This is a genomic window from Kocuria sp. CPCC 205261, assembly GCF_040981025.1.
GTDB classification, from domain to species: Bacteria; Actinomycetota; Actinomycetes; order Actinomycetales; family Micrococcaceae; genus Kocuria; species Kocuria marina.
The window spans coordinates 221,792-248,094 of the sequence record NZ_JAVKPU010000002.1 but is presented as its reverse complement, the minus strand read 5'-3'; the positions used below and the strand labels follow the sequence as shown (position 1 = coordinate 248,094).

Sequence of the window (26,303 nt, the reverse complement as noted above, 5' to 3'; positions counted from 1 at the left end):
TGTCGTCGTCCGGCGCGAGCCACGCGGGAACGACCGTAGGATGGGAGCACCGGCGTCCTCCGACCCGGATGGCTACCGCCCGTGAAAGGCACACCCGCTCGTGACTGACGCTGCTCCCTCCCCCTCCACTCGCTCCGCCGAGACTCCGTTCGAGTCCGTGGCCCCCGTGGCGCAACCCCTGGACGTGTCCCAGGACCGGCAGTGGGCCACCCTCGCCCACCTGGGTGGCGTGGTGGGCGTACTGCCCAGCTACATGATCCACCGGGTGTTCAAGGACCGCGGTCCCTTCACCGCTCAGGAATCCCGGGAAGCCGCCAACTACACCATGCTGCCCACCCTGGTGATCCTCGCGGGCATCGTGCTTTCACTCATCCCGTTCATCGGATGGCTCTTCTCGGTCATCGCCGCCGTGACCTGGCTGTTCCTGGCCATCACCTCCGTGCGCGCGGGCGTGAAGGTCAACCGCGGCGAACCGCATCAGTACCGGTTCAACACCCACCTCTACGACAAGTTCGCGGCCCGCAACTCCTGACACGGTCACCAGTCGAGCAAGCGGCGCGTCACGGCGTCGGCCATCAGACGCCCCGCGTCCGTGAGGACCGCGGACCCGCGGAGGGCGGCGGTGCCGTCCAGCCAGCCGTCGGCGATCAATCCGGCCACCGCGTGCCGCCCCTCCGGGCGCAGCCCCTCGAGCGGGAGTCCCTCACGGATCCTGATCCCGAGCATCACGTGTTCCACGTACTGCGTCTCGCCATTCAAGGTCTCGCGGCCCACGGCCGGTGAGTCACCCCGGCGCACGGCGGCCGTGTAGGGCAACGGGTGCTTGAGGTTCCACCAGCGCACGCCGTCACTGTGTGAGTGCGCCCCCGGGCCGATCCCCCACCAGTCCTGATTGCGCCAGTACGCGAGGTTGTGCACGCTGCGGTTCTGCACCGCGCTGCGCCCGTGGGCCGCGCGGGACCAGTTGGACACCTCGTACCACTCGAACCCGGCCTCGCGCAGCAGCGCGTCCGCGAGCGTGTACTTCTCCGCCTGGTCGTCCGGATCCACGCCCGGCACCTCACCGCGGCGGATCTGGGCGGCCAGCTTGGTGCCGTCCTCGATGATCAGGGAGTACGCGGAGACGTGGTCGGGGTCCATGGCCAGCGCGGCCTCCAACGAGGTGCGCCAGTCGGCCACGCTCTCCCCCGGTGTACCGTAGATCAGGTCCACGCTCGCGCCCAGTCCGCGGTCCTTGGCCCAGCCGACGGCGCGCGGGACGTTCGTCGGCGTGTGCGTGCGTTCCAGCACGCGCAGCACGTGGGGCATCGCGGACTGCATCCCGAAGGACACCCGGGTAACCCCGGCTGCGGCGAGCACGTCGAACGTCTCCTCGCTCACCGAGTCGGGGTTGGCTTCCACGGTGACCTCGGCGTCCGGGGCCAGCCCGAAGCTCTCCCTGGCCTGCTCGAGCATGAGCGCGAGCTCCCAGGCGGGCAGAAGGGTGGGCGTACCCCCGCCGAAGAACACGCTGTGCAGCGCGCGCGGCGGTGCCCCGGCGGCGTCGAGCACGGACCGGGCGAAGCGGACCTCCGCGGCGGCGTCGGCGTGGTAGTCGCGCTGGGAGACGCCGTCCCCGAACTGGTCCATGGTGTAGGTGTTGAAGTCGCAGTACCCGCAGCGCACCGCGCAGAACGGGACGTGGACGTACAGGCTCAGGGTGCGATCGGTGGCGCGGGCGACCGATGCCGCGGGGAGCGCGCCGTCCCGGGGTGCGGGATCACCCTCCGGTTGGGCGGGCATTACTTCTTCTTGTCCTTCCCGGTGTCCTCGTCCGAGGACAGCGCGGCCACGAAGGCCTCCTGGGGGACCTCCACGCGGCCCACCATCTTCATGCGCTTCTTGCCCTCCTTCTGCTTCTCGAGCAGCTTGCGCTTACGGGAGATGTCACCGCCGTAGCACTTGGAGAGCACGTCCTTACGGATCGCGCGGATGTTCTCGCGCGCGATGATCCGGGAACCGATCGCGGCCTGGATGGGGACCTCGTACTGCTGGCGCGGGATGAGCTTCTGCAGCTTGCCCGTCATGAGCACGCCGTACGAGTACGCCTTGTCCTTGTGGGTGATCGCGCTGAACGCGTCCACCTGCTCGCCCTGCAGGAGGATGTCCACCTTCACGAGATCCGCGGCCTGCTCGCCGTCCGCCTTCCAGTCCAGGGACGCGTAGCCCCGGGTCTTGGACTTGAGCTGGTCGAAGAAGTCGAAGACGATCTCCGCGAGCGGCAACCGGTAGCGCAGCTCCACGCGGTCCTCGGAGAGGTAGTCCATCCCCTTCATCTCACCGCGCTTGGACTGGCACAGTTCCATGACCGCGCCGATGAACTCGGACGGCACCAGGATGGTGGCCGAGACCATGGGTTCGCGGATCTCCAGGATCCGCCCCTCCGGGAACTCGGACGGGTTAGTAACCTGCTCCTCCGAGTTGTCCTCGAGCGTCACGTTGTAGGACACGGACGGCGCGGTGGAGATCAGGTCCAGGTTGAATTCGCGTTCGAGCCGGTCGCGGGTGATCTCCAGGTGCAACAGCCCCAGGAAACCGCAACGGAAGCCGAAGCCCAACGCGGCGGAGGTCTCGGGTTCGTACACCAGGGCGGCGTCGTTGAGCTGGAGCTTCTCGAGGGCGTCCCGCAGCACGGGGTAGTCCGAACCCTCCACGGGGAACAGCCCCGAGAACACCATGGGCTTGGGGTCCTCGTACCCACCCAGGGACTGCTGCGCGGGCTTGGTCTGGCTCGTGACCGTGTCACCCACGCGGGACTGGCGGACGTCCTTCACGCCCGTGATCAGATAGCCCACCTCCCCCACACTCAGCCCCTGCGAGGGCACCGGCTCCGGGGAGATCACACCGAGTTCGAGCAGCTCGTGGGTGGCCCCGGTGGACATCATCTGGATCCGCTCTCGCGGGGACAGCGTCCCGTCCACCACGCGCACATAGGTCACCACGCCGCGGTAGGTGTCGTACACCGAGTCGAAGATCATGGCACGCGACGGCGCGTCCTTGACCCCCTGAGGCGCCGGGACCTGGCGCACGATCGTGTCCAGCAGCTCCTCGACGCCCTCACCGGTCTTGCCCGAGACCTTGAGCACGTCCTCGGGTTCCACGCCGATCAGATTGGCGAGTTCAGTAGCGTACTTCTCCGGCTGCGCGGCCGGCAGGTCGATCTTGTTGAGCACCGGGATGATCGTGAGGTCGTTCTCGATCGCGAGGTACAGGTTGGCCAGCGTCTGCGCCTCGATCCCCTGGGCGGCGTCCACGAGCAGGATCGTGGCCTCGCACGCGGCCAGGGACCGGGAGACCTCGTACGTGAAGTCCACGTGCCCGGGCGTGTCGATCATGTTCAGCGCGTAGTCCGTGCCGTCCACGTTCCACGGCATCCGCACCGCCTGGGACTTGATGGTGATCCCGCGTTCGCGTTCGATGTCCATGCGGTCCAGGTACTGGGCCTTCATCTGCCGGGGCGTCACCACGCCCGTGGCCTGCAGCATCCGGTCCGCGAGGGTGGACTTGCCGTGGTCGATGTGGGCGATGATGCAGAAGTTCCTGATCACCGAGGGGTCGGTCGAGGCGGGAGCCGGTGGATTGACGGCCAACGGTGACACGGGCGGTCCTTTCGATCGGATGACTCCCCAGTTTCCCACGTTCCGCGGCAACGGACGAACCGCTGCCCCTACGATGAGCACATGGCTGACTTCATGCGCCTCGCGCGCCAGGGCCTGCGGGCCTACCGGATGTATCAGCGGGTCTCGCGGACCCTGCGCGGGCGGCGGGACGCCGGCCGCGCGCCGTTGCCCCGGGACGCTTCCGGGCACGCGCGCCGCGATCGGGCCGCCGCGCCCACCGCTCCGGGGACGACGACGTCGCCCGCCGGCACCTCCCGGCCCTACCCCGGTGACTGGACGGGGCCGGTGACCCCGCACTACGACCCCCACCCGGATGGTCGCCCCGATCCGGGCGAGGTCGTGTGGACCTGGGTCCCCTACGAGGAGGACCCCTCACGCGGCAAGGACCGTCCCGTGCTGATCGTGGACCGCGCCGGGGAGTACGTGCTGTGCGTGATGCTCACCTCCAAGGACCACGACACCGCGGCCCACGACGATCCCGACTTCGTGGACGTGGGAACCGGAGACTGGGACCGTTCGGGCCGCCCGTCCGAGGCCCGGATCGATCGGATCATCCCCGTGCGCCCCGAGGACGTGCGCCGGGAGGGCGCGGTGCTCGCCCGCTCACGCTTCGACGGGGTGGCCGCGGAGCTCGCCGCCCGCGCCCGCCACTGACCGGCGTCACGGCCGGTGATCTGCTAAAGTGGATCGCTGTGTGTCCGCGCTGGTCGTCGGGCACAGCGGATGGTTGCCACCGAGCATCCCCACTCTCACAACTCAGTCGATGATCATCCGTGAGCCCTCACTGACCTACTTCCGCAAACGTTCTAGGAGTTTTACGTGGCCAACATCAAGTCGCAGAAGAAGCGCATCCTCACCAACGAGAAGGCTCGCCTGCGCAACAACTCTTACAAGTCCGAGCTCAAAACCCTGATCCGCAAGGTGGACACCGCGGTCGAGTCCGGCAACAAGGAAGCTGCGACCGAGACGCTGCGCAACGCGTCCCGCAAGCTCGATAAGGCTGTGTCCAAGGGTGTGCTGCACAAGAACACCGCGGCCAACAAGAAGTCCGGTCTGGCCAAGAAGGTCGCCAAGATCTGAATCGACTGACCCCGTCCGCACAGGACGCCTGCGGGCCCGGCACCGTTTCTCGGTGCCGGGCCCGCAGTCTTTCCCCGGATCTTCCGGGATCGCAATGGTGGCCCCCAGAGATGGCCCCTCAGTGGTGGCCGGACGTCGCGATCACGGTGATCGCCCGCTCCACCGCGAAGTACGGGGACCGGGACGCACCCTTGACCTGGGCGTCGGCCTCGGCCACGGCCTGCAAGGCGGCGGCCACGTCCCCGGCGGTGAACCGGCGGGCCTCGTTCTGCGCGCGCTCCACTTGCCACGGTGCCGCGCCCACGTCCCGCGCAAGTGCTCCCGCTCCCCCGCGGGATCCCGCGGTCAGCGCGATCAACCGCATCTTGGAGCCCAGCGCGGCGACCATGGGGACCGGGTCCACTCCCACGTCCACGGCTTGCCGCCACAGCTTCAGTGCCTGATCCGCGTTACCGGCCACCGCGGCGTCCGCGACGCGGAACGCGGTGACCTCCACGCGCCCGCCGTAGTACTTCTCCACGAGGTCGTGATCCACCGTGAGCGGGCCGTCCGCGATCAACTGCGCGCACGCGGCGGCGAGCTCCGCGGTGCTCGTGCCCACGGCCGCGGCAAGGGCGCGGGCGGCGTCCGGCTCGATGCGTTTGCCGTGCGCGCGGAACTCGGCCAGGACGAAGGCCGTCTTGTCGCGGTCCGATTTGGGCGGCGTGCAATCGAGGACGAGCGCCGACTCCTTGAGAGCGTCCAGTAGTTTCTTGCCGCGGTTACCCCCCGAGTGCTGCCACAGCACGGTCACGTCCGGGTCCGGATTGGCCACGTACGACAGGCCGTCCGCGAGGAGGTTCTCGTGCATGCTCGCGAGGTCGTGGACGCACACGAGTTTGGGATCGTCGAATAGGGAGGGGCTCGTGACCACGGCCAAGCTCCCGCTCTCGTAGTCGGCGGCGGAGATGTCCGTGACCTCGCACGACCCGCGTTGCTCCCGGGTCTGGTCCCGCAGGGAGTCCTTGATGCGCTGCAGGATGTACTCGTCGGAACCGGAGGCCAGCACGAGCGGCTGCGGGGTGACGTCCCGCCACGAGGTCTGCGGCGGCGCGGCGGCCTTGCGACGGGCTGGGGGCATCGGAACTCCTCAGGTGCGCGCGGCATGGGAGGGCGCCGCTGTGGTCCTCATGCTAGCGCCGGGCGGGGACATGCCGTGGCCCGGTGTGGACGGGTGAGGCATCGGAACAAGAAACGTGAGCCACACGCGACGAACCCGGTGCACCCAGTGGCTTGATGCGCGGTCACCGTGTCGAGACCACGAGCTGATTGCCTTCCTTACGGATCCACAACGAACCGCTGAGGTCCGTGCGCGCCACCGCCGCCCCAGTCTCCTGTAGGGCCGCCACTGTTGCGGGGTGGGGATGGCCGTAGCTGTTGCCCTCCCCCACCGAGATCACCGCCAGGGCGGGATCTGAGTCCCTGATGATGTCGGTCCCACCGTTGCGCGCGCCGTGGTGGGAGACCTTCAACACATCTACGTGTGGGGCGGCTGCTGTTGGCAGGAGCCTGGTGGCCGCTCGGTACCCATCGGCTTCGAGGTCCCCCGCGGTCAACCAGGTGGTGGTCCCCTGGTCAGCGGTGCGGGTGATGAGCAGGACGAGGGACGCATTGTTCTCGTCCTCCGAACTCACCCGGCTGTGCTCGGGAGCGCGCGTGGTTCCGCCCGTTGCAGTAGGCGTAACCCGCGGGGCGAGTACCTCGACCGTGAGCGGTCCGGCGGTTAGTCGTGCCCCGGGCGCAGGCTGCTCGGCCTTCTCCGCGAGCGGTGCCAGTTCGCGTGGTAGCTCCGTCCCGGCCGTGGAGTACCACACCCGCTCCACATCCACCGCATCGGAGAGCCCCTCCAGGCCGGCCACGTGGTCGTCGTGGTTGTGCGTGGCGATCACCGCGTCCAGGTGCGTGATGCCCGCCTGGTCGAGACAGCGATGCAGAGCCCTGGGGTCGGGCCCGCCATCCACGAGCACCGCGCTGTGCTCCCCGGTGCGGTGCAGCACGGCATCTCCCTGCCCGACGTCGCACACCACGGACTCCCACGCGGGCGCCGGTCGGAACCACCACACCGCACCCAGGACGACCAACACGACCACCGCGAGGGACGCGATCACCGCGAGCGCGCGACGTCGTATCCGTAGCCTGCGCGCGCGAACGCGCCATACGGCATCGGGCTCGGGCGGCGGGGCCGATGAGGCGTCGACCGTGCCCGCGATGGGTGATGCCTGACGCAGGCGGTGGTCCACCCCGTGCAGGACGCCGAGGAACAGCAGTGTGACCGCGGTGAGGATGACAATCCCCGGGACACCGCCCGGCCAGGGCAGCTGCGCGCCGGGCAGGGCGGCGAAACCGTCCGCGAGCCACGCAATGACCCGCGCGGGAACCGAGGCGGCGCCCACGGGCAGGGAGGCGGCGCGCTCCCAGCCGGCGAGCGCCGCGGCGTCGTGGGCGCCGGGGAGCAGCCAGCTCAGAGCGGGTGAGGCCAGGTGCCCCGCGAGCAGGACGCATACTGCAAGCAGACCGGCGACGGTGACCACGGGAACGAGAGGGGCGGCGGCCATGTTGGCGGGCAACGAGTACAGGGGCAGAGCGGGGTTGAGCACGAGCAGGGCGGGCCCGCACCACAGTTGGGCGACGAGGGGCACGGCTATGCACGCGGCGAGCGCTGTGGGGATCCGGGAGGCGAGGACGCGGGTCACGGGGCGGGCGCTCACGACGATGCCGGCGGTCGCGAGGACGGAGAGGATGAAGCCGAAATCGATGGCGAGGGGCGGTTGTACGAGCACCAGGCCGGTGACGGCGGCGCACAGGGCATTGAGGCTGACGCCGGCGCGGCCGCTGAGCATGGCGGCCCCGCCGAGTGCACCCATGACGCCGGCGCGCAGGACGGAGGGGTCGGGGCCCACGAGCAGCACGAACCCGGCGAGTGCGGCGAGCCCGATACCCACGCACAGTCGCCGCCCAGCGCCCAGGGTCAGGGCGGCGTACCCGGTCAGGGTCATCACCACGGTGCAATTGGAGCCGGAGACGGCCGTGAGGTGGGTCAGTCCGGTGTCCTTCATGCTCTGCGCCAGCGCCTCGGGCAGCTGGGAGGTGTCTCCCACGGTCATGCCGGGGACCAACCCGGCGCTCACTGCACCGAACCGTCCGGACACCCGGGTCAGGTTCGCGCGCACGGTGTCCAGCAGTCCGGGCCGGGCTCCCCGGCAGCCGTGATCGCATCCGGTGGGTGGGGAGGTGGCCCGGGCAGTGAGCCGCGCCGGGTTCGCGGTGCGCGTCACGTTCACCACAGCGTTGACGGTGTCCCCGTCGCGCAGGCCGTCCCACCCGGGGTGGGCGGCGAACACCGTGAGTTCGGCGGTTGCGGCCTTCCCGTCCGCGGCGTGGACGGCCAGGGGTACGACGACGCCGCGCGATGCCTCCTGCTCCCCTGGCGCCGGTGAGCCCGTGTATTCGCGGGGCATCCCGGTGACCGTGGCGTTGACGCGGACCGCGGAACCGGGAGGATGCTCGGTCAGGAAGTCGCGGGACGGTGCGGTGGCGGCGAGCGCCGTCGTGATGGCCGCGGCGGCACTCAGCGCCACGACCCCCGCCAGAACGGCCAGGCTGGGCAGGAGGAACCTCATCAGGACGCGGGGCTCGCCGGATGATGGCCGCGGGCATCCATGGGAGGAGGAACCCCCGTGCGCGTCCGACGCATGCGTCCAGGATCGCGCGCGGCTCGGCTGCCCGGCCGGCGGACAGCTGCGTTGTGCCGAGGCGGGCGCCTTCCCTCGTGGCCCGCGGTTCGCCCGCCGGATGCGAAACCGGTCGAGAAGAGCGGGTGCGCACCACGCGAGGCCGAAGACCAGGACGCAGCCGAGAGCCCCCACGGCCCCCACTGTCCACCCGGCAAGTAGTGTCAGCGATCCGCACACCCACGCGGTGATGGCGACAGGGACCAGGCGCAGGTCCCATCGCACGCTCACACCGTGACCAGTGGTAGCAGTGCCTCCAGCATGGCGGGACCCACCCCGCTGACGTCGTCGAGCTGTTCCGCGGAGGTGAACGGGCCGTGCTGGGTGCGGAACTCCACGATCCGCTGTGCGAGGACCGGTCCCACGCGAGGCAGGGTCTCGAGCTCCGCTTGCGAGGCCGTGTTGAGGTTGACCGGGGCGCCGCCGGGCAGGGCGGCCGCACCACCCGCCTTAGCCGCAGCGCCTGATCCGGACGATGAACCTCCCGTGGCCGCGCCACCCTCGGAAGCACTACCGCTCACTCCAGTCTTAATGCTGGCGCTGTTCGCTGCTCCCTCGGCCGGGACACCGGTCCCGGCGCCATTCACGGAACCGCCCTGCGCGGCAGCCTCGGCCACCCGATCGACATTCTCCGCATTGGGAATCGTGATCTGGGCGCCGTCGCTCACGGGCTGCGCCAGGTTGATCCGGTCCTTCACCGCACCCTTCGTGAATCCACCGGCTGCCGCCACCGCATCCATGACGCGCGCACCCGGGGACAGCGTCACCACGGATGGGTCCTTGACCTCCCCGATCACGTGGACCGTGAGCACCCCGGCTTCTTCAGCGGAGGCGGTACCGTCGCCCGCTGAACCGGCTCCGGCTCCCCCGACGAGCCCTGAGGACGTCGCGGATCCGGACACCCCGTGAGGTGCTGTGTCGTCCCGGCCGGTGGCTTCAGTGCCCTCACGGGCGGCGTCAGCGCGGTCGGAACCCTCATCTGCCCCCGCGTCATCCGTACCGGCGACGGCGCCCTCCGATTTCACGGAAGTGGACGTGACGACGTCGTCCCCCTGTCCATCGGGGAGCAGGTTCCAGCCCCCGATCCCGAGCGCCACCAACAGCACGGCGCACAGTGCTACCAGCGCGGGGCGAGCAATGTGCCGACGGACCACGACGTCCTCGCGATGCCGGGAGTGCTCGGACACCGGGTCTGCACTGAGCGACGGACCGGTGGCACCATCGGCGGCGTCGTCGGCCGGTTCCGCACCACCGTCCGGAGCCAGATCGGCGCCCTCTTCATTATGGCCAGCAGCACGGCGACCCGTCGCACCACGGCCGGCCACATCACCATTCCGATCGGGTCCTGGCTCCGCCCATGGCAGCCCCGCACCCGACTGCCGGTCTTCCCGCAAGAGCGCCGTCAACCGCTCCGTGGCCTCACTGTCCCGGAACCGGCGCCGTCCCCTGAAATCGATTCCGCTCATGCGCCCACCCCACCGCACTGGCGACAGGGCTCGTGGGTGCGCGACGCCACCGGTGGATCACTCGGGCGACACGCGGATCAGGGGTGCGCTTGTGCAGCCCGCCCGCCGTGCCACACGGGCCGGGACGTGGGGCCCTCGATGACCGCGGCCTTCGTCCCGAGCCCCACGTGCGCGCTGAGCACCGGGGGCAGGTCACTGATCACGAGCTCCGCGTCCGGGCGGTAGCGATCCATGAGCACCTCACCGATCTCGCGCGCCCCGTGCGGGTCCGCGACGTGGTGAATACACAACACCGGCCGGTCGGTCTCTGCGTGGGCCAGAGCCTCCCCCGCCAGCACCATGAACCGCGCCTTAGCCCGCGACAAGGACACCGGCCGTTCCACGGTCACGATCTTGCCCTCGGCCATGCTCAGCAGCGGTTTGAGCTGGAACATGGAACCGACCATCGCCGTGGTCGGATTCACCCGTCCACCCCGGCGCAGGGTTTCCAGCGAGCGCACCTGAATCAGTACCTGTGCCTGGGCGGCGGTCTCACAGGCGGCCGCAGCGACGTCGTCGATCCCCGCCCCCGACGCCACTGCCCGGAGTGCCGCGCGCACCCCCAGACCCTGCCCCAGACCGGCGCTCGCGGTGTCGACGATCCGCACGGGGATCCCGATGTCCTGGCGAGCAATCCGGGCGGCGCCCACCGTCCCGGACAGCTCCCCCGACAGGTGCACCGAGACGATGGCGTCGTACCCCTCCTCCTCGAACCGCCGGTACGCGGCACGCAGCTGCCCCGGGGCCGGCCGGGACGTGGTCACGGGTGTGCCCTCCGCGAGCGCAACGACGAGCGAGGACAGGGTGTCGGATTCACAGGCCGTGTAGAGCTGACCGGAGATCAGCACGGGCATGTCCACGAGCGCGAAGCCCGGTGCGTCCTCGAACGCGCGCAGCCAGGAGTCCGGCAGGGCGGCGGCACTGTCGGTGACGACGGCGACGCGGGGCGGCGCGGCGGCGTCGACCGAGGACGCGGAGGCGGACTCAGACGGGGACGCTGACGGCGCGCCGACAGGAATAGAGGCCGCATCTCCGAACGGGCGGAGCCCGCCCTCCCGCTCGGTGGAACGGGGGGACGGGCTCCGGGGCTCGCGGGGGAACATCAGACCACGATGTTCACGAGCTTGGGGGCGCGCACGATGACCTTGCGCACCGTGGCCTCGGACAGCAGGCGCTGGACGGCCTCCGATCCCATGGCCGCGGCCTCGAGGTCCTCGTCGGTGATGTCCGCGGGGACCTGCAACCGGTCACGGACCTTGCCCTTGATCTGCACGATCGCGGTGACGGTGTCCTCCACGAGCAGCGCGGGGTCCACGGTGGGCCACGGGGCGCGCACCACGGAGTCCTCGTGCCCGAGCAGGTGCCACATGTCCTCGGAGGTGTACGGCGCCACGAGGCTTAGCAGGATCGCCACGGCCTCGGTGGCCTCGCGCACGGCGGGATCGGCCGGACCGCAGCCCGCGTCGATGGCCTTGCGCACGGTGTTCACGAGCTCCATGGTCCGGGCGATCACCACGTTGAACTTGTGCGCGTCGAGCAGCTGTTCGGCGTCCGCGACCGTCTTGTGGGTCGCACGGCGCAGCGCCTGGTCCCCGGTGGTCACGTCCGCGTCCCGGGCGGCCGTGCAGTCCTTCGCGAGGCGCCACGCGCGGGCCAGGAACTTCTGGGCGCCCTGCGGGGACACGTCCGCCCAGTCCACGTCGTCCTCGGGCGGTGACGCGAAGACCATGGTCAGGCGCACGGCGTCCACGCCGAACTCGTTCAGCTGCTCACCCAGGTCCACGCCGTTGCCCAAGGACTTGGACATGGCCTTGCCCCCGTTGAGGACCTGACCTTGGTTCAGCAGCGCCTTGAACGGCTCCTGGAATCCGATCAACCCGAAGTCGTAGAGCGCCTTGGTGAAGAACCGCGAGTACAGCAGGTGCAGGATCGCGTGCTCCACACCGCCCACGTACTGGTCCACGGGCAGCCACCGGTCCACCTCGGCGCGGTCGAACGGCGCAGCGTCGTCGTGCGGGGACGCGTAGCGCAGGTAGTACCACGAGGAGTCCACGAACGTGTCCATGGTGTCGGTGTCGCGCGTGGCCTGCCCGCCGCACGCGGGGCACGCCACGGTGACCCAGTCCGACGCCGCTGCGAGCGGGCTCCTGCCCTTGGGCGCGAGTTGCTCACCGCGCAGGTCCTCGGGCAGCCGCACGGGCAGCTGGTCCTCGGGTACGGGCACCTCGCCGCACGAGGGGCAGTGCACGATGGGAATCGGTGCACCCCAGAACCGCTGCCGGGACAGCAACCAGTCCCGCAGTCGGAAGTTCACGTGATGCTCGCCGGTCCCGGCCTCAGTGACGATCTCGATGGCCTTGGCCACCGCCTCCGCCTTGGACAGCCCATTCAGCGGTCCGGAGTTGATCAGGGTGCCGTCACCGGTGGTGGCGACCCCCGTGCTCGCGGGGTCCTCCTCGCCGGTGTCCAGGACCGCGCGCACGGGCAGGTCGAAGGCCCGGGCGAAGTCCAGGTCCCGTTGGTCGTGGGCGGGCACCGCCATGATCACGCCGGTGCCGTAATCAGCCAGGACGTAGTCCGAGGCCCACACCGGCAGCTTCTCGCCCGTGAGGGGGTTGACCGCGTAGCGGCCCAGGAACACACCGGTCTTCTCCCGGTCGGAGGCCTGGCGTTCGATGTCCGACAGTGCCTTGACGTCCTCCCGGTACGCGGCGAGCGCGTCGGCGTGTTCGGGGGCCACGATCTCCTGGGCGATCGCGGCGTCCGCGGCGACCACGCAGAACGTGGCGCCGTGGAGGGTGTCCGGGCGGGTCGTGAACACGGTGACGGTACGCCCGGAGGTGTCCTCGGGGTCCGCGCCCTCGGCGGGGGCGCCCTCGATCACGAACTTCACGTGCGCGCCCTCGGAACGCCCGATCCAGTTGCGCTGCATGGCCAGCACACGCTCGGGCCAGTGGCCCTCCAGCTCACCCATGTCGTCCAGCAAGCGCTGGGCGTAGTCGGTGATCTTGAAATACCACTGGTTTAGGGACTTCTTGGTCACAGGGGTGTGGCAGCGCTCGCACGCACCGTTGACCACTTGCTCGTTGGCGAGCACCGTCTGGTCCTTGGGGCACCAGTTGACCGGGGAGTCCTTCCGGTACGCCAACCCGTGCTTGTAGAACTGCAGGAACAGCCACTGCGTCCAGCGGTAGTACTCGGGGTCGGACGTGTGGATCTCCCGGTCCCAGTCCACGCTGATCGCGTAGCGCTTGAACGAGGCGCGCTGGGTGTCGATGTTGCGGTAGGTCCACTCCGCGGGATGGGCGTCACGCTTGATGGCGGCGTTCTCCGCCGGCAGGCCGAAGGAGTCCCAGCCGATCGGGTGCATCACATCGTACCCGCGGTGCAGCCAGTAGCGGGAGACGACGTCCCCCATGGCGAACGCCTCCGCGTGGCCCATATGCAGGTCCCCCGAGGGGTAGGGGAACATGTCCAGGACGTAACGCCGCGGAGCGGAACCGTCGTCCCGGGGCGCGAAGACCCGGTTGTCCTCCCAGTAGCCGGACCAGGTGGCCTCGATGCGCTGGACGTCGTAGTCCGTGCCCGCATCCGGGGTGCTGTGCTCGCTCACGTGCCTCGCCTTCAAAGTTCACGGGGATGGGCCGGGGATGCTCGCTCGCCCCGGTACCGGCGCGGTGACAGCCTGGTCCCCCGTTCTGGTGTGGGGATTTCTCCCAGTTTAGACCAGCCCGCCACCGCGCCTCTCCCGGCTAGCATGGATGCGCCGACGCCGCACGACTGGAGGACCCGTGGAGAACACCTACGCCGAACGCCGCAGCGTGCAATTGGACGGGTACCGCGTGCGCTACTGGTTCTACGACGCTGACAAGAAGCACAAACCGTTGCTCGTGATGCTCCACGGGTTCCGCGGGGACCACCACGGTCTGCAGCTGATCGCGACCGCCCTACGCGAGAAATACCACGTGGTGCTACCGGACCTGCCCGGTTTCGGACGCTCGGAGCCCTTCCCTGACCGAGAACACTCGGTGCCCAGCTACGTGGAGTTCGTGCGCGAGTTCCTCGAGGCACTGACCGATAACGCCGTCCATCCGGGCTGCGAGACGGGCATCGTGCTCGCGGGGCACTCCTTCGGGTCCACCCTGGCCGCGCACTTCGCCGTGGAGTACCCCGCCATGGTGGAACGGTTGATCCTGCTCAATCCCATCTCAGAACCCGCCCTGGCCGGACAGCAGAAGCGGCTGACCAAGCTCACGGAGCTCTACTACTCCGCGGGCGCGTCCCTCCCCCGGCGGCTGGGCACCAAATTGCTGGCCTCGAACGCCGTCGTGAAACTCATGACGGACGTGATGGTCAAGTCCGAGGACCCGGGGATCCGCAACTACGCGCTGCGCCAGCACCAGGCCTACTTCAACACCTTCGCCAACCGGGACGTGCTCACCGAGGCCTATCAGGCGTCGATCTCCCACACCGTCGCGGAGGTCGCGATGAACCTGACCATGCCCACCCTGCTCATCGTGGGCGACCAGGACGAATTGGGCTCCGTGCGCTCGCAGCGCACCATGGCCTCGTGGATCCGCAGCCACAGCCTCAAGATCATCCCCGGGGTGGGTCACCTGATCCACTACGAGACCCCACAGCTCGCGGCGGATTACATCGAAGACTTCCTGGCGTCCCCCGCGCCGGAACCCCTCGATGGCTACGACCAGTTACCCCACGCGGACACGACCGCCTCCACCCCGGACCAACTCACCGGGATGATCCCCGCGGTGGACCCCGGCTCCGGTGAGCACCAGCTCACCAAAGAGGCCACCGCGCGCGGACTCTACGGGACCCACGAACGGTGAAGCTGCTCTTCGACGCCCGCTACATCCGCACCGATTACCACGATGGGATCAGCCGCTACAGCGCCGAACTGCTCGCCGCCACGGCCCGGGCAGTTGCCTCCGATCCGCGCGTCCGCCTCGCCGCACTGATCAGCGATCCCGCCCAGGCTGCCCTGATCTCCGACGGTCTGCCCACGCTGCTGGGCCCGTCCGTTACGTCCCCGGCCGAGGTGCTCACGGGCGCCCTGCTGAGCCGGTACGCACCCGACGTCGTGTTCTCCCCCATGCAGACCATGGGCTCGCTGGGGCGCCGCCACAAGCTGATCCTCACGCTGCACGACCTGATCTACTACGAGCACCCGCAGCCCCCGGGCGATCTCCCGTGGCCGGTGCAGTGGGGCTGGCGCGCGTACCACAAGGCCTGGTGGCCCCAGCGGCTCACGCTCAACCGCGCCGACGCCGTGGCCACGGTCTCCGAGACCTCCCGGCAGCAGATCCTTGCGCACCGCCTCACAAAACGGGACGTGCGCGTGATTGCCAACGCGGCGCCGTCGGCGGGGGTCCCCGAGGACGAGGCGCTCGCGCGGCTTTCACGCCGCGGCACGGACCTGGTGTACATGGGCTCGTTCCTGCCGTACAAGAACGTGGAGACCCTGCTGCGGGCGATGGCCCACCTCCCGGGGCGCACCCTGCACCTGCTCTCGCGCATCTCCCCCGCGCGCCGCGCCGAGCTTCAGGCCCAGGTGCCGGCCGGGGCCCGCGTGGTCTTCCACGGCGGAGTGGGCGAGGAGCAGTACCGCGAGCTGCTGTCCTCGTGCGCCGCGCTGATCACGGCCTCCCGCGCGGAGGGCTACGGCCTGCCGCTCGTGGAGGCCTTCGCCGAGGGTGCGCCTGTCGTCTGCTCCGACCTGCCGATCTTCCGCGAGGTCGCCGGCGATGCCGCCGGCTACGCCCCCGCGGACGACGACGCCGCGTTCGCCGCCCGGGTGCGCGAACTCACGAACCCCACCATGGCCCACGAACGCGTGCTCGCGGGGTTGGAGCGGATCTGCGAGCACACCTGGGAGGACTCCGCGCAGGACCTGCTGGACCTGGCGTGGGAGCTACACCAGCGCGGTTGAACCGCTGTGCACAGTTCCCCCGTACTCGCCCCCCCGGTTCTTGGCCCTGGGGTCTTCAGCCCGGAAGGTTTCAGCAGCCAGCGCCCCGGACGGTGACCGGGGGTGACCGGGGGCGACGTCGCCGACCCCCTCAGGTGCGCACCACCCGTTCCCGCAGCAGCCACTGGGCGAGGGCGTCCAGCGCGATGCCGAGCAGCCCGATGACGAGGATCACCACGAGCATCTCGTCGTAGGCCAGACGGTCCCGCGCGTTGAGGATCTCGTAGCCCAGCCCGGTGCTGACCCCAAGCATTTCCGCGGGCACCAGCACGACCCACGAGATGCCCAGCGCTAGGCGCACCCCGGTCATGACGTAAGGACGGATGCTCGGAAACACCACCGTGAGCAGCCGCTCGAACGGTGTTGCGCCCAGGGTACGTGCCACCCGGAGGTGGGCCGGGTCCAGCGCGGCGACCCCCGCCGCGGTGTTCAGGGTGATCGGCCACACGGCGGCGGCCGCCACGAGGAAGACCACCGGCGCACTGCCCACTCCGAACAGGGCCACGGCCACCGGTGCCCACGACAGCGGCGAGACCATCCGCAGGAACTGCACCACGGGCGCGCTCGCCCACCGCACCCGTTGCCAGGAACCGATCACCAGTCCCAGCGGCACGCCGATCGCCGTCGCCAGCAACAGACCGCCGAGCAGGCGCCACAGACTCGTGACTGCGTCCTGGACCACAACTCCCCGTTCCAGGAGCGAACCGACGGCACCTGGCAGCTGCTCGGGGCGGAAAGCCGCGATCATCGTGGACCCGCCGGCGGCCGCGTGGGTGAACGCCCACCACGCCGCCACGGTCACGAGGACGCCAAACGTGCCCCAAGCCACGGCCGCACCTCGTCCGGCGCCCCCGCCCGCCCGTCTCCGGGACGTGGACGGCGATGTCGCTCGGTCACTGTGCGCACCCGCTCTGGAGTCTCGGACAGGGGCTGGGCCGGTGCCACCCGCTGACGGTGCGGCGGCGAGATCCGTGCCCGTCTCGGGCCTGCTGCGGGATGTGGGACTCATGCCTGGATCTCCTCGGTGCGTGTGGGGCCGTGCATCCCGAACGCACCCCAGCCGCCTGCCCTTGCGATGCTCCGGGTCACCAATGCGTCGTCCACCAGCTCGCGGTGCGCGGTGGCAGGATCGAGCCCGGTGAGGAACCCGGCGGGGGCATCCACCACCGTCTCCTGCATCGCGCGCACCAGCTCCTGCGTGAAACTCGGGTACGGGTAGGGCCGGAAGTCCAGGGACTCGCCGTGCCAGTCAGGGTGGTGCAGCGCGTCGGCGTGCGCGGCCGCGGTGTAGGTCAGGGCCCGCTGGATCACGGGCTTCGGCTGCGGGAGGTAGCCGGAGGCCAGCACCGCCGCGGTCTCGGGGCGGTTTGTCCGCGCCCACGCCTGCGCGCGGACCAGCGCGTCCATGAAACCCGCTGCCTGCTCGGGACGATCCCTCAGCAGCTCCCCGCGCAGCATGGTCACGCAGCAGGCGTGGTCCCGCCACACGTCCCCCAGGAACCGGTGGATCGTGCCCACGTGCTTCGCCTCCGCGGCCGCGTTGAACGGGTCCGCGACCACGTACCCGCCGATTACCCCGTTGTTCAGTGCGGGCAGCATGTCCGAGGGGGCCATCGGGACCAGCGCCACGGTCCGGGCGCTCGTGGACGGGCTCTCACGCATCACGGGTGTCAGCCCCTCGGCGCGGAGCATCTTCTGCACCACCACGTTGTGGATGGACCACCAGGCGGGAATCGCCACGGTGCGGCCGGCAAGCCCCGCCAGGTCCGTGATCTCCGGGTGCACAGTGAGCGAAGAGCCGTTCGTGTGGTTCCACGCCGTGATCCGCACGTCCGCCTGCAGCTCGTAGCGCATGTACAGGGCCATGGGCATGAGCATGTGGATGGCCTCCACCTTGCCCGCCACGAAGGCCTCGGACAGCGAGGACCAGCTGCGGAACAGGACGGGCCGCGCGACGGCCACCCCGGCGTCGTCGTAGTAGCCGTTGGCGTGGGCCACCAGCAGGGGCGCGGCATCAGTGATCGGCAGGTACCCGATGCGCACGGGCCGTGAGCCGCCGTCACCACCGCTGCCGATGCGGGTTCCCGTGTAGAGGGAACCGGCGCCCCACGCCGCACCCGTCAGTGCCACCGCCGCGGTCCCGGCGCGCAGGACGGTCCGCCGTGTGGTGAGAGACCCGCTCATATCTCCCAGGTTCCCGCCTCGTCGTCCGTGCCGCGGTACGTCGCGAGAATCTGTCCGGCCGTGGTGCCGTCCTGGGACGGAACCCACTGCCGCCGAAAACCGCGCGGTCCGGCGAAGAATCCGATGCGGTCCCCCAGCGCCATGGCCTCGGCGACGTCGTGCGTGACCAGGAAGACCGTCAGCCCGAGGTCAGTGGTCAGCTGCCGCAGCCACTGCTGCAGGTCCTCGCGGGTGGCGGGGTCCAGCGCGCTGAAGGGTTCGTCGAGCAGCAGCACGTCCGGGCGCACGGCGAGCGCCCTGCCCACGGAGACCCGCTGGGCCTGGCCGCCGGAGAGCTCCTGCACGGGGGTGTGGGCGAGGTGGGAGAGGCCGAGGATCTCGAGCAGCTCGCCCACGTGCTCGTCGTCGAAGCGGTCGCGGTTGCGCCGGTACCTGCCGCCGAGGGCGATGTTGCGCCGCACGGACAGCCAGGGGAACAGTGCCGGGGTTTGGAAGACCACGGCAAGGCGGGCGTCAGGGTCCGAGAACTCGATGCTGCCTCCGTCGAGGGTCTCGAGCCCGGCGATGGCACGCAGCAGGGTGGACTTCCCGGAACCGCTGGGGCCCAGCACGGCGAGGGTCTCGCCCCGGTGCAGGGTGAGGTCCACGCCGTCGAGGGCGGGGTCGGAGGCCCCCGGGTAGGTTTTGCTGACACCGTGCACCCGCAGCGCGGTGCCCGGGTCCGTGGTCACCGCGGTGCCGTCGTGCCCGTGCCTCACCCGAGCCTGCGCAGTTCCCACCGCAGGTGGCCTTCCGTGGGCGACTGGACGGGCAGGAACGCTGCTTCCCGTGCGCGGCGCGCCGTGGGCGAGGACAGCGCGTAGCCACGGCCGCCCACGATCTTCGCCTCCAGGCGGGTGGCCTCGCCGGTGAGCAGGGCTGCGTCGAGGCGCAACTGCAGGAGCTCGCGGGGTGCGGCGGCACGCGGTTCCCGTGCCAGCCGCACGAGGTCCGCGCGCAGGCGCTGCTGCTCCGCCACGGCATCGTCCAGGTCCTCGCGGAACATCTCGCCGACGCCGCCCAGGTTCTCCCGCGCGCTCGTCAGCGCCGCCGCGGAGAGACCGAGGCAGAACGAGGTCTGCAGCAGCAGGAACGGTCCGCGGACCGTGGCCAGGAACCCGGGGACGTCCTCGGTGAGGACGTCCTGCTCCGCGTCGATCTCCACGCCCTCCAGGCGCAGGATGCCGGACGCCGTGGCGTTGAGCGCCATGAGGTTCTCCAGCGGCCGCACGCTGACCCCGCGGGCCGCCACGCGGGTGCGGACGATCGCGGGGCGTCCGTCCTCCCGGACGACCGGCAGGATCACGACGGCGTCCGGGTACAGGTTCGAGGCCCACGGCACGGTGCCGTCGAGCACCAGGTGGTCCCCCCGGCGGGTGAGCGTCACGGGAATCTCACCGATGCCCGCCGCGGCCTTGAACGCCGGTGCCATGGCGGAGCACAGCGGCACTTCACCGGTGCGCAGCTCAGACGCGACGGGCGCCCCCACCGCGTCGAGGTACTCGAGGCCGGAGCGGTGGCCCCACAGTGAGAACGCCGTGGCCGTGCACTCGGCCGCGAGGTCGAAGACGACGGCTGCCTGTCCACGCAGGTCCCCGCCCCCGAGACCCAGGTCCAGCAGGCCCCGCTGCCCGAGCTCACGCAGGGTCTCGAACGGGGTGGTGTCCGCCTCGTCGGTGGCCCTGGCACGCTCGGCCGCGCGTGCCCGGACCAGGCCGTGTTCCGGGTAGTCGGTCAGTGGGGCCAGGAGCTCCTGGTCGGAGGCAGTCTCGAGGGTTGCCGAAGTACTGGGCTGGGACATGGGTTCCGTTCTGACGGGGCGTGCGCCGGGTGCCGCGGCCCGTCGTGGGCTGCGGCACCCGGTGGTGGTGACGGGTGGACGCGGGACTCAGACCTCGAGCTTGAACATCCGGTCGAAGGGGGTGCTCACGGCCGCGCGGGCGCGCACCACGGCGTCCTCGTCCGGAGCGTTGTAGAAGCACAGGCACTTGGCGGTGTCCTCGCGCACGTAGGTGCGCAGGAACGACACCTCGGGAACCTCGGCGTACTTGGGCGAGTTCGCCTTCTTGCGGGCGAGGTACTGGTCCATAGTGATCTCGGCGGGGATGTCCCACTCCACGAGGTAGTCGGTCTGGCCACGGAGCTTCTTGATGTCCTCGAGCTCCGCGCCCACCAGGCGCACCTCGTCCGGGCCGGTGACCTCGGTGACGGAATCCCCCAGCGCCGTGCGCACGGTCTGCGCAAGACCCTCGGGCGTGTCCTGCTGCGTCTCCACGACGACGAACACGCGAGCGTGGTCCGCCGTCACCTGGGACTCGATGAGTTCGGCAGAGGCCTGCGTGACAGCGCTCGACGTCGCGTCGATGATCGAGCGCACGGCCTCCTTCTCGGCCACGGCGGGAACAATTTCAATGAGCTGCAGCGACATGCGGATCCTTTCGGGAACGGGTCTGCGGTGATGACTCGCGCGCACGCCGGGACTCTTTGCCCCGGTGCGCGGTGCCACCCCGCGTGAACGTGCCCTCCACCGTAGGACTGCCACGTCCACCCCGTGCAAGAGGATTAACAATTCGACACATTTGACTGAGCAGGTCAGCCAGTCCTGGTGCACGCATGCGGTCCGGGTCCCGCCTCGCGATCCGCGGCACGTCAGGGTCCGTCGACGACGGCTGTGACGCGCCCTACAGCAGGTCGGCGACGTCGCAGCGCACCGTGACCGGCGCGTGTTCGCGCAGCGCGGAGGCGCGTGCCTTCTCCGCCCGCAGGGCAGCGGTGACCCGCGGGGCGATCCCGAAGCCGAAGAACAGCAGCGCACGGTAGGGCCGGTTCCCGCCGCGCTCCGAGGAGCGGGCGGCGTCGGCGCCGTCCAGAGTGGCGGCGTCGTTGGTGACGGTCTCAGCAAGGTCGGCGCCATTGCCGGGAGTCTGCTCCACCGGTGCGGGGCCAACCACACGAACGCGCTCGGGCAGCGCGAGGTCCCGCAGGGTGGCGTCCACGGCATCCCGCGGGCCGGTCAGCGCCGCTGTCCGCACAGCCGGTGGCAGACCCAGCTCGTGGCGCTCCCGCAGCTCTCGCTCCGCGTGCCCAGCCGGGTCCCAGCGCACGAGCGCCGAGACGGCACGGTCCAGGTCCGCGGTGACCACCACGGTGCCGCCGTCGGAGGACGCCCGCACCAGGGCAGCGGCGTTAAACCACCGGCGCAGGGTCTGCTCCTCCGCACGCAGCCACGGCCGGGCAAGCATCCGGTTGCCGTCCAGCAACAGCGCGGCGGCGTAGCCGCCGTCCGCGACGGGCTCCGCTCCCGGCGTCGCCACCACGAGCGCCGGGGCGGACCCCACCCGGGGCCGCACGGTGCGGTCGCTCGACGAGATCACGGGCACCTGCGGGAACGAACGGCCCAGCTCCTCCGCGGTCCGGGACGCCCCCACGGTGCTCAATCGCACCCGGGTGAACCCACACTCCACGCACCGCCAGTCATGGGCGTGACGCCCGCACCACGTGCACACCGGCACGGCGTGGGCGGAATCCAGCGCGAGGGGCCCGTCGCATGCCTGGCAGCGCGCGGGCGTACGGCACCGCTGGCAGGCCAGCACGGGAGCATAGCCCTTGCGCGCCACCTGCACGAGCACGGGCCCGGACTTCAGGGCCTCGCGTGCCACCCGGAACGCCTCGTGCGGCAACCGGGCGCGCGCCGCGAGCGGGTCGAGGGCGGTGTTGTAGGAATCGGAGGTCGCTTCGATGCGCGGGGAGAACCGGCGCAGGTCCGCGCGATCTGGTGCCACGCGCGCCGCCCACCCTGTGGCCACGAGCCGCAGCGCCTCGGGACTCACCGCATACCCCGTGAACAGCGCGGCCAGACCCTGCTGCTGGGTGCGCAGCAACAACACGTCCCGCGTGTGCTGGTAGGGGGCGCGCTGCTCCACGAAGTTCACGTCCCCGTCGTCATGACAACACACGAGCGCGAGGTCCTGCACCGGCGCGTACGCGGCAGAGCGCGTGCCCACGGCCAGGCGCTTCTTCCCGAGCGCGAGCTCGAGGAACCCCCGGTAGCGGGGCGTGGGTCCGTCGTCGGCGTGCAGGCGGACGACGACGTCCTCCCCCACCAGCTCGCACAGCGCCCGTTCGAGCCGCTCCAGTGCCTTATGGTCCGCGACCACGCCCACAGCCCCACGACCAGCGGCGTACGCGGTGGCCATGGCGCTCGCGGTCAGCCCCGCCCAGTCATGGTCCTCGGCCGAGGGCAGTACCTCCACGACCGCGCGCGCCGGCTCACCACGCCCCACGGACGCCACGAACTCCAGGCCGCCCGTGTAGTGCTGCCAGCCGGTCGTCGCGGGCTCCACGGGAGACGAGGGCGCTCGGCCGGGCTCGGGGGCCGCGGTCGGGTCCGCATCGGCGGCGCCGTCGGAAGCGGGGCCCGCTGATAGGTCGGCCGGCACCGCGGCGTCGTCGTCCGCATTCACAACGCCCGTCTCGGAGGTCTCGGCAGCTTCGGGAGCCGCGAACTCCTTATCCACCCGCGCGACCCGCGGGGCAATCGCGACCCGCAGGACGTCCGCGACCGTGCCCGCGCAGCGTTCGGCCACGGCCTGCGCGAGCTCGACGATCTCGGGGCGGGCCACCGGCAGAGGCGTGAGCACACGGCGGATGGGCAGCAATCGGTCCTCGGGGACGTCCGTGTGGGCCACACGATCCACGACCCACCCGGACATCTTCCGGCCCGCGAAAACCACCGAGACCTTGGACCCCACGACCGCCTGGTCGTCGAGGGCAGCGGTCACGCGGTAATCGAAGACCCGGTCCAGGTGCGGAACGTAGGCCTCGAGCAGGACCTTGGCCACGGGGTCGCGCGCCGCGCGACCCTCGGAGCCCAGGGCCTTTCGGGGCAAAGTACGCGGCTGGTCCGGGGGTGCGGCCTCGGGCAGACCCGCGAGCGCGAGCTGCTCACCGGACGTGTCCCGCTCGGGGGTGTCCCGGTCCGCGGGGACGGAACCCGCAGTCGCGGAGCCCGGGCGCGCGGTGCCCGCCGACTCCAGCCTGGGAGACTCCGGCATGGCGGGCTCCGTCCCGGCGGGGCCGGGGCTCACAGCCCCGCGGCGGAACGCAACTCCTGGACCCGGTCCGTGCGCTCCCACGTGAAGTCGGGGTCATGACGGCCGAAGTGACCGTGGGCGGCGGTCTTGGCGTAGATGGGGCGCTTGAGGTCCAGGTCCTCGATGATCGCCAACGGCCGCAGGTCGAACACCTCGGAGATCGCCTTTTCGATCCGCGCGGGGTCCACGGTCTCGGTGCCGAAGGTCTCCACATACAGGCCCACGGGACGGGCCTGACCGATCGCGTAGGCCACCTGGACCTCCGCACGGCGGGCCAGTCCGGCGGCCACGACGTTCTTGGCGACCCAGCGCATCGCGTACGCGGCGGAGCGGTCCACCTTGGAGGGGTCCTTGCCGGAGAACGCGCCGCCGCCGTGGCGGGCCATACCACCGTAGGTGTCCACAATGATCTTGCGTCCGGTCAACCCGGCGTCCCCCACGGGACCGCCGCGCACGAAGTTGCCCGCGGGGTTGACGATGATCTTGGTCGCGGACAGGTCCAGCCCGGAGTCCTCCAGGACGGGGCTGATCACGCTGGTCGTGAGATCGCGGGTGAGCTGGTCCAGGTCGTAGTTCTCCGCGTGCTGGGAGGAGACGACCACCGTGTCCACGGAGACGGGGGTGTGCCCGTCGTAGCCCAGGGTCACCTGAGTCTTGCCGTCCGGGCGCAGACCGGGCAGCACCGCAGTCTTGCGCACCCGTGTGAGCTGCTCGGATAGCCGGTGCGCCAGCAGAATGGGGGCGGGCATGAGCGTGTCCGTCTCGTCCGAGGCGTACCCGAACATGATGCCCTGGTCCCCCGCGCCCTGGGCGTCCCGGGGGTCACGCGCGGCACCGGTGCGCTCCTCGAGGGACGTGAACACACCCTCGTAGATCTCGTTGGACTGCTCGCCCACGCTGATGGACACACCGCAGAACTCGCCGTCGAAACCGTGCACGGAGGAGTTGTACCCGATATCCAGCAGGGTCTTGCGCACGATGTGGGGGATCTCCACATAAGCGTCCGTCTTGACCTCGCCCGCCACGTGCACGAGGCCCGTGGTGACCATGGTCTCCACGGCCACCGAGGAATTGGGATCCTCGGTTAGCAGAGCGTCCAGGATCGCGTCGGAGATCTGGTCACAGATCTTGTCCGGGTGCCCCTCGGTCACCGACTCGGACGTGAAGATTCTCAGGTGCTTGCTCGCTTCGTTCACGGGAGACCACATTACCCGTCGGTGCGGACGTCCTCGGCGATGCGCTGCACCACGAACCGCGCGACCTCGTCCTTGGTCCCGCGCGCCCCGCGGTCCTCGCTCGAGCGGGCCGAGAGCACGGTGACCTCGGTGTCGTCGCGACCGAAGACCTTGTCCGTGCCCACCTCGTTGAGCACGAGCAGGTCGCAGCCCTTGCGTTCGAGCTTGGCGCGGGCGAAGTCGAGCACCGAGTGCTCGGCGTCCCCGGTCTCGGCGGCGAAGCCCACGATCAGCTGCTCGAGAGAGCGCTCGGCACGCTGGGCCACGACGGCGCGCAGGATGTCCGGGTTGCGCACCAGCCGGATCACGGGGTCCGCGCCGTCCTCGGACTTCTTCATCTTGTGCTCGCCCACGGTGTCCGGGCGGTAGTCCGCCACGGCGGCGGCCATGATCACGACGTCGGCCTCGCGCGCGGCAGCCAGGGTCGCGTCCTGCAGCTCACGCGCCGAGGACACGCGCGTGATGTCGACGCCGCTCGGCAGCTCGGTCTCCACGTGCGCGGCGATCAGGTGCACGTGTGCGCCCGCGTCGCGCGCGGCACGGGCCAGGGCCACGCCCTGCTTGCCCGAGGACCGGTTGCCCAGGAAGCGCACGGGATCCAGGGCTTCGCGCGTTCCGCCCGCGGTGACCAGGACGCGGCGTCCGCGCAGAGCGTCGTCGCCGTCGGACGATGAGTGGGCGGAGCTGGAGGCGGGGTCCACGAGGGCGAGCGCGGCGTCGAAGATCTCCTGCGGCTCGGGCAACCGGCCCGGGCCGCTGTCCTTGCCCGTGAGCCGACCGCTGGCCGGGTCGAGGACCGTGTGGCCGTGCCCGCGCAACAGGGCCACGTTGCGCTGCGTGGCCGGGTTCTGCCACATCTCGGTGTGCATGGCCGGGGCCAGCAGCACGGGCGCGGCGGTCGCGAGCACCGTGGTGGTCAGCAGGTCGTCCGCGTGCCCGTGGGCCACCCGGGCCATGAGGTCCGCCGTGGCCGGGGCGATCACCACCAGGTCCGCGGCCTGGCCCTGGGCCACGTGGTTGACCGTGTCGATCCGGTCGAAGACCGACCCCGAGACGTGCTCGCCCGTGAGGGCCTCCCACGTGGGCGCACCCACGAACTGCAGGGCGGCCTCGGTGGGCATGGGCACCACGTGGTGGCCGGCCTCGGAGAACAACCGGGACAGCAGGGCGGCCTTGTATGCGGCGATGCCCCCGCCCACACCCAACACCACGCGCAACGGGGCGCGGGGCGCGGAGGGGACGGGGGCGTCGCGGCTGTGCGGGTCGGTCACTGCTCGGAGGACTCTGCGGAACCCTCGGCGGGGTCCTCGGTGTCCGCGGCCGGGATCTCCTCGGAGGTCTCCCCCAGCTGGACGCCGTCGGAGAAGACCGCGGTGCCGTCCTGCTCACCCTGGGCGAAGAAGTCGCCGGTGAACATGTCCGTGGCGGTGGGCTCGTCGTTGACCATCTGGCCGTTGGGGGTGAACCCGGCGTGGTCCACGTGCACGGCCTCGATCAGGCCCTCGTCGACCTCGCGGAACGCGATGGACAAGGGCTTCTCGTTGAGCTGGGTATCCACGAGCGGACCCACGTACTCGAACAGACCCTCGTGCAACTGCGAGTAGTAGGCGTTGATCTGGCGGGCTCGGCGGGCCCCGAAGATCACGAGTCCGTACTTGGAATCCGTCTTGTCGAGCAACCGATCGACGGGCGGGTTGACGATGCCTTCGTTGTTCGTGCTCACGTGTTTCATGACTCCTGTGGTGGACGGAA

Annotated in this window: 21 protein-coding genes; 5 read left to right on the top strand and 16 right to left on the bottom strand. The window is 70.5% G+C overall.

The window, feature by feature from the left end; genetic code table 11:
- The first annotated feature begins 100 nt into the window (after positions 1 to 100).
- Positions 101 to 532, top strand: a complete 432-nt coding sequence (locus RF646_RS04185) for a DUF4870 domain-containing protein (protein WP_239318428.1) — start codon at positions 101 to 103, stop codon at positions 530 to 532.
- 5 nt (positions 533 to 537) lie between these two features.
- Here RF646_RS04185 and hemW read toward each other — a convergent pair whose 3' ends face one another.
- Positions 538 to 1,782, bottom strand: a complete 1,245-nt coding sequence (gene hemW / locus RF646_RS04180; protein WP_368835279.1) for a radical SAM family heme chaperone HemW — start codon at positions 1,780 to 1,782, stop codon at positions 538 to 540.
- Positions 1,782 to 3,638 (bottom strand): translation elongation factor 4, encoded by a 1,857-nt coding sequence (lepA, locus tag RF646_RS04175; RefSeq protein ID WP_206478259.1) that lies wholly within the window; start codon positions 3,636 to 3,638, stop codon positions 1,782 to 1,784. Before lepA ends, hemW begins: the two co-directional genes overlap by 1 nt.
- A gap of 81 nt (positions 3,639 to 3,719) precedes the next feature.
- Between lepA and RF646_RS04170 the strand changes: the two genes are divergently transcribed.
- Positions 3,720 to 4,313: a type II toxin-antitoxin system PemK/MazF family toxin gene (locus RF646_RS04170; protein ID WP_368835278.1), complete on the top strand. Its 594-nt coding sequence runs from the start codon at positions 3,720 to 3,722 to the stop codon at positions 4,311 to 4,313.
- A gap of 165 nt (positions 4,314 to 4,478) precedes the next feature.
- Complete coding sequence (rpsT, locus tag RF646_RS04165) at positions 4,479 to 4,739, top strand: 30S ribosomal protein S20 (RefSeq protein WP_368835277.1); 261 nt, start codon at positions 4,479 to 4,481, stop codon at positions 4,737 to 4,739.
- Between the two features lie 118 nt (positions 4,740 to 4,857).
- On the opposite strand, the gene holA is transcribed toward rpsT, so the two are convergent.
- The 5 genes from holA to leuS form a co-directional block, all read right to left on the bottom strand.
- Positions 4,858 to 5,859 (bottom strand): DNA polymerase III subunit delta, encoded by a 1,002-nt coding sequence (gene holA, locus RF646_RS04160; protein ID WP_085106029.1) that lies wholly within the window; start codon positions 5,857 to 5,859, stop codon positions 4,858 to 4,860.
- A 163-nt stretch (positions 5,860 to 6,022) separates the two neighbouring features.
- Complete coding sequence (locus tag RF646_RS04155) at positions 6,023 to 8,398, bottom strand: ComEC/Rec2 family competence protein (protein ID WP_368835276.1); 2,376 nt, start codon at positions 8,396 to 8,398, stop codon at positions 6,023 to 6,025.
- Between the two features lie 338 nt (positions 8,399 to 8,736).
- Entirely contained in the window at positions 8,737 to 9,696 is a 960-nt protein-coding gene (locus tag RF646_RS04150) for a helix-hairpin-helix domain-containing protein (protein WP_368835275.1), read from the bottom strand.
- Between the two features lie 356 nt (positions 9,697 to 10,052).
- Complete coding sequence (locus RF646_RS04145; RefSeq protein ID WP_368835274.1) at positions 10,053 to 11,117, bottom strand: DegV family protein; 1,065 nt, start codon at positions 11,115 to 11,117, stop codon at positions 10,053 to 10,055.
- Positions 11,117 to 13,627, bottom strand: a complete 2,511-nt coding sequence (leuS, locus tag RF646_RS04140) for a leucine--tRNA ligase (protein ID WP_312794258.1) — start codon at positions 13,625 to 13,627, stop codon at positions 11,117 to 11,119. Before leuS ends, RF646_RS04145 begins: the two co-directional genes overlap by 1 nt.
- A gap of 178 nt (positions 13,628 to 13,805) precedes the next feature.
- Between leuS and RF646_RS04135 the strand changes: the two genes are divergently transcribed.
- Positions 13,806 to 14,861, top strand: coding sequence for an alpha/beta fold hydrolase (locus RF646_RS04135; protein WP_368835273.1), 1,056 nt, complete (start codon positions 13,806 to 13,808; stop codon positions 14,859 to 14,861).
- Positions 14,858 to 15,961, top strand: a complete 1,104-nt coding sequence (locus RF646_RS04130) for a glycosyltransferase family 4 protein (RefSeq protein ID WP_368835272.1) — start codon at positions 14,858 to 14,860, stop codon at positions 15,959 to 15,961. Before RF646_RS04135 ends, RF646_RS04130 begins: the two co-directional genes overlap by 4 nt.
- Positions 15,962 to 16,091: 130 nt before the next feature.
- Here RF646_RS04130 and RF646_RS04125 read toward each other — a convergent pair whose 3' ends face one another.
- The 9 genes from RF646_RS04125 to rpoZ form a co-directional block, all read right to left on the bottom strand.
- A complete protein-coding gene (locus RF646_RS04125; protein WP_229566321.1) occupies positions 16,092 to 16,829 on the bottom strand; it encodes an ABC transporter permease in 738 nt (245 codons plus the stop codon).
- 176 nt (positions 16,830 to 17,005) lie between these two features.
- Entirely contained in the window at positions 17,006 to 18,184 is a 1,179-nt protein-coding gene (locus tag RF646_RS04120; protein ID WP_368835271.1) for an ABC transporter substrate-binding protein, read from the bottom strand.
- Positions 18,181 to 18,942, bottom strand: coding sequence for an ABC transporter ATP-binding protein (locus tag RF646_RS04115; RefSeq protein WP_240505548.1), 762 nt, complete (start codon positions 18,940 to 18,942; stop codon positions 18,181 to 18,183). Before RF646_RS04115 ends, RF646_RS04120 begins: the two co-directional genes overlap by 4 nt.
- Positions 18,939 to 20,024 carry an acyl-CoA dehydrogenase gene (locus RF646_RS04110; protein WP_368835270.1) on the bottom strand — a complete coding sequence of 362 codons (1,086 nt, stop codon included), beginning with the start codon at positions 20,022 to 20,024 and terminating at the stop codon, positions 18,939 to 18,941. Before RF646_RS04110 ends, RF646_RS04115 begins: the two co-directional genes overlap by 4 nt.
- An 87-nt stretch (positions 20,025 to 20,111) precedes the next feature.
- Entirely contained in the window at positions 20,112 to 20,651 is a 540-nt protein-coding gene (locus tag RF646_RS04105) for a DUF4242 domain-containing protein (protein WP_145004750.1), read from the bottom strand.
- A gap of 253 nt (positions 20,652 to 20,904) precedes the next feature.
- Positions 20,905 to 23,277: a primosomal protein N' gene (locus RF646_RS04100; RefSeq protein WP_368835269.1), complete on the bottom strand. Its 2,373-nt coding sequence runs from the start codon at positions 23,275 to 23,277 to the stop codon at positions 20,905 to 20,907.
- 29 nt (positions 23,278 to 23,306) lie between these two features.
- Positions 23,307 to 24,524, bottom strand: a complete 1,218-nt coding sequence (metK, locus tag RF646_RS04095) for a methionine adenosyltransferase (RefSeq protein ID WP_064845873.1) — start codon at positions 24,522 to 24,524, stop codon at positions 23,307 to 23,309.
- Positions 24,524 to 25,822 carry a bifunctional phosphopantothenoylcysteine decarboxylase/phosphopantothenate--cysteine ligase CoaBC gene (gene coaBC / locus RF646_RS04090; RefSeq protein WP_368835268.1) on the bottom strand — a complete coding sequence of 433 codons (1,299 nt, stop codon included), beginning with the start codon at positions 25,820 to 25,822 and terminating at the stop codon, positions 24,524 to 24,526. The genes metK and coaBC overlap by 1 nt, the downstream gene beginning before the upstream one ends.
- Positions 25,819 to 26,274 carry a DNA-directed RNA polymerase subunit omega gene (gene rpoZ / locus RF646_RS04085; RefSeq protein ID WP_064845908.1) on the bottom strand — a complete coding sequence of 152 codons (456 nt, stop codon included), beginning with the start codon at positions 26,272 to 26,274 and terminating at the stop codon, positions 25,819 to 25,821. Before rpoZ ends, coaBC begins: the two co-directional genes overlap by 4 nt.
- Positions 26,275 to 26,303: the final 29 nt, after the last annotated feature.

Excerpts from the sequence above, each read along its gene's own strand:
- RF646_RS04120 (WP_368835271.1), bottom strand. The coding sequence starts at position 18,184 with ATGAGCGGGTCTCTCACCACACGGCGGACCGTCCTGCGCGCCGGGACC.
- RF646_RS04110 (WP_368835270.1), bottom strand. The coding sequence starts at position 20,024 with ATGTCCCAGCCCAGTACTTCGGCAACCCTCGAGACTGCCTCCGACCAG.
- RF646_RS04170 (WP_368835278.1), top strand. The coding sequence starts at position 3,720 with ATGGCTGACTTCATGCGCCTCGCGCGCCAGGGCCTGCGGGCCTACCGG.
- holA (WP_085106029.1), bottom strand. The coding sequence starts at position 5,859 with ATGCCCCCAGCCCGTCGCAAGGCCGCCGCGCCGCCGCAGACCTCGTGG.
- metK (WP_064845873.1), bottom strand. The coding sequence starts at position 24,524 with ATGTGGTCTCCCGTGAACGAAGCGAGCAAGCACCTGAGAATCTTCACG.
- RF646_RS04105 (WP_145004750.1), bottom strand. The coding sequence starts at position 20,651 with ATGTCGCTGCAGCTCATTGAAATTGTTCCCGCCGTGGCCGAGAAGGAG.
- RF646_RS04100 (WP_368835269.1), bottom strand. The coding sequence starts at position 23,277 with ATGCCGGAGTCTCCCAGGCTGGAGTCGGCGGGCACCGCGCGCCCGGGC.
- RF646_RS04155 (WP_368835276.1), bottom strand. The coding sequence starts at position 8,398 with ATGAGGTTCCTCCTGCCCAGCCTGGCCGTTCTGGCGGGGGTCGTGGCG.
- RF646_RS04145 (WP_368835274.1), bottom strand. The coding sequence starts at position 11,117 with ATGTTCCCCCGCGAGCCCCGGAGCCCGTCCCCCCGTTCCACCGAGCGG.
- hemW (WP_368835279.1), bottom strand. The coding sequence starts at position 1,782 with ATGCCCGCCCAACCGGAGGGTGATCCCGCACCCCGGGACGGCGCGCTC.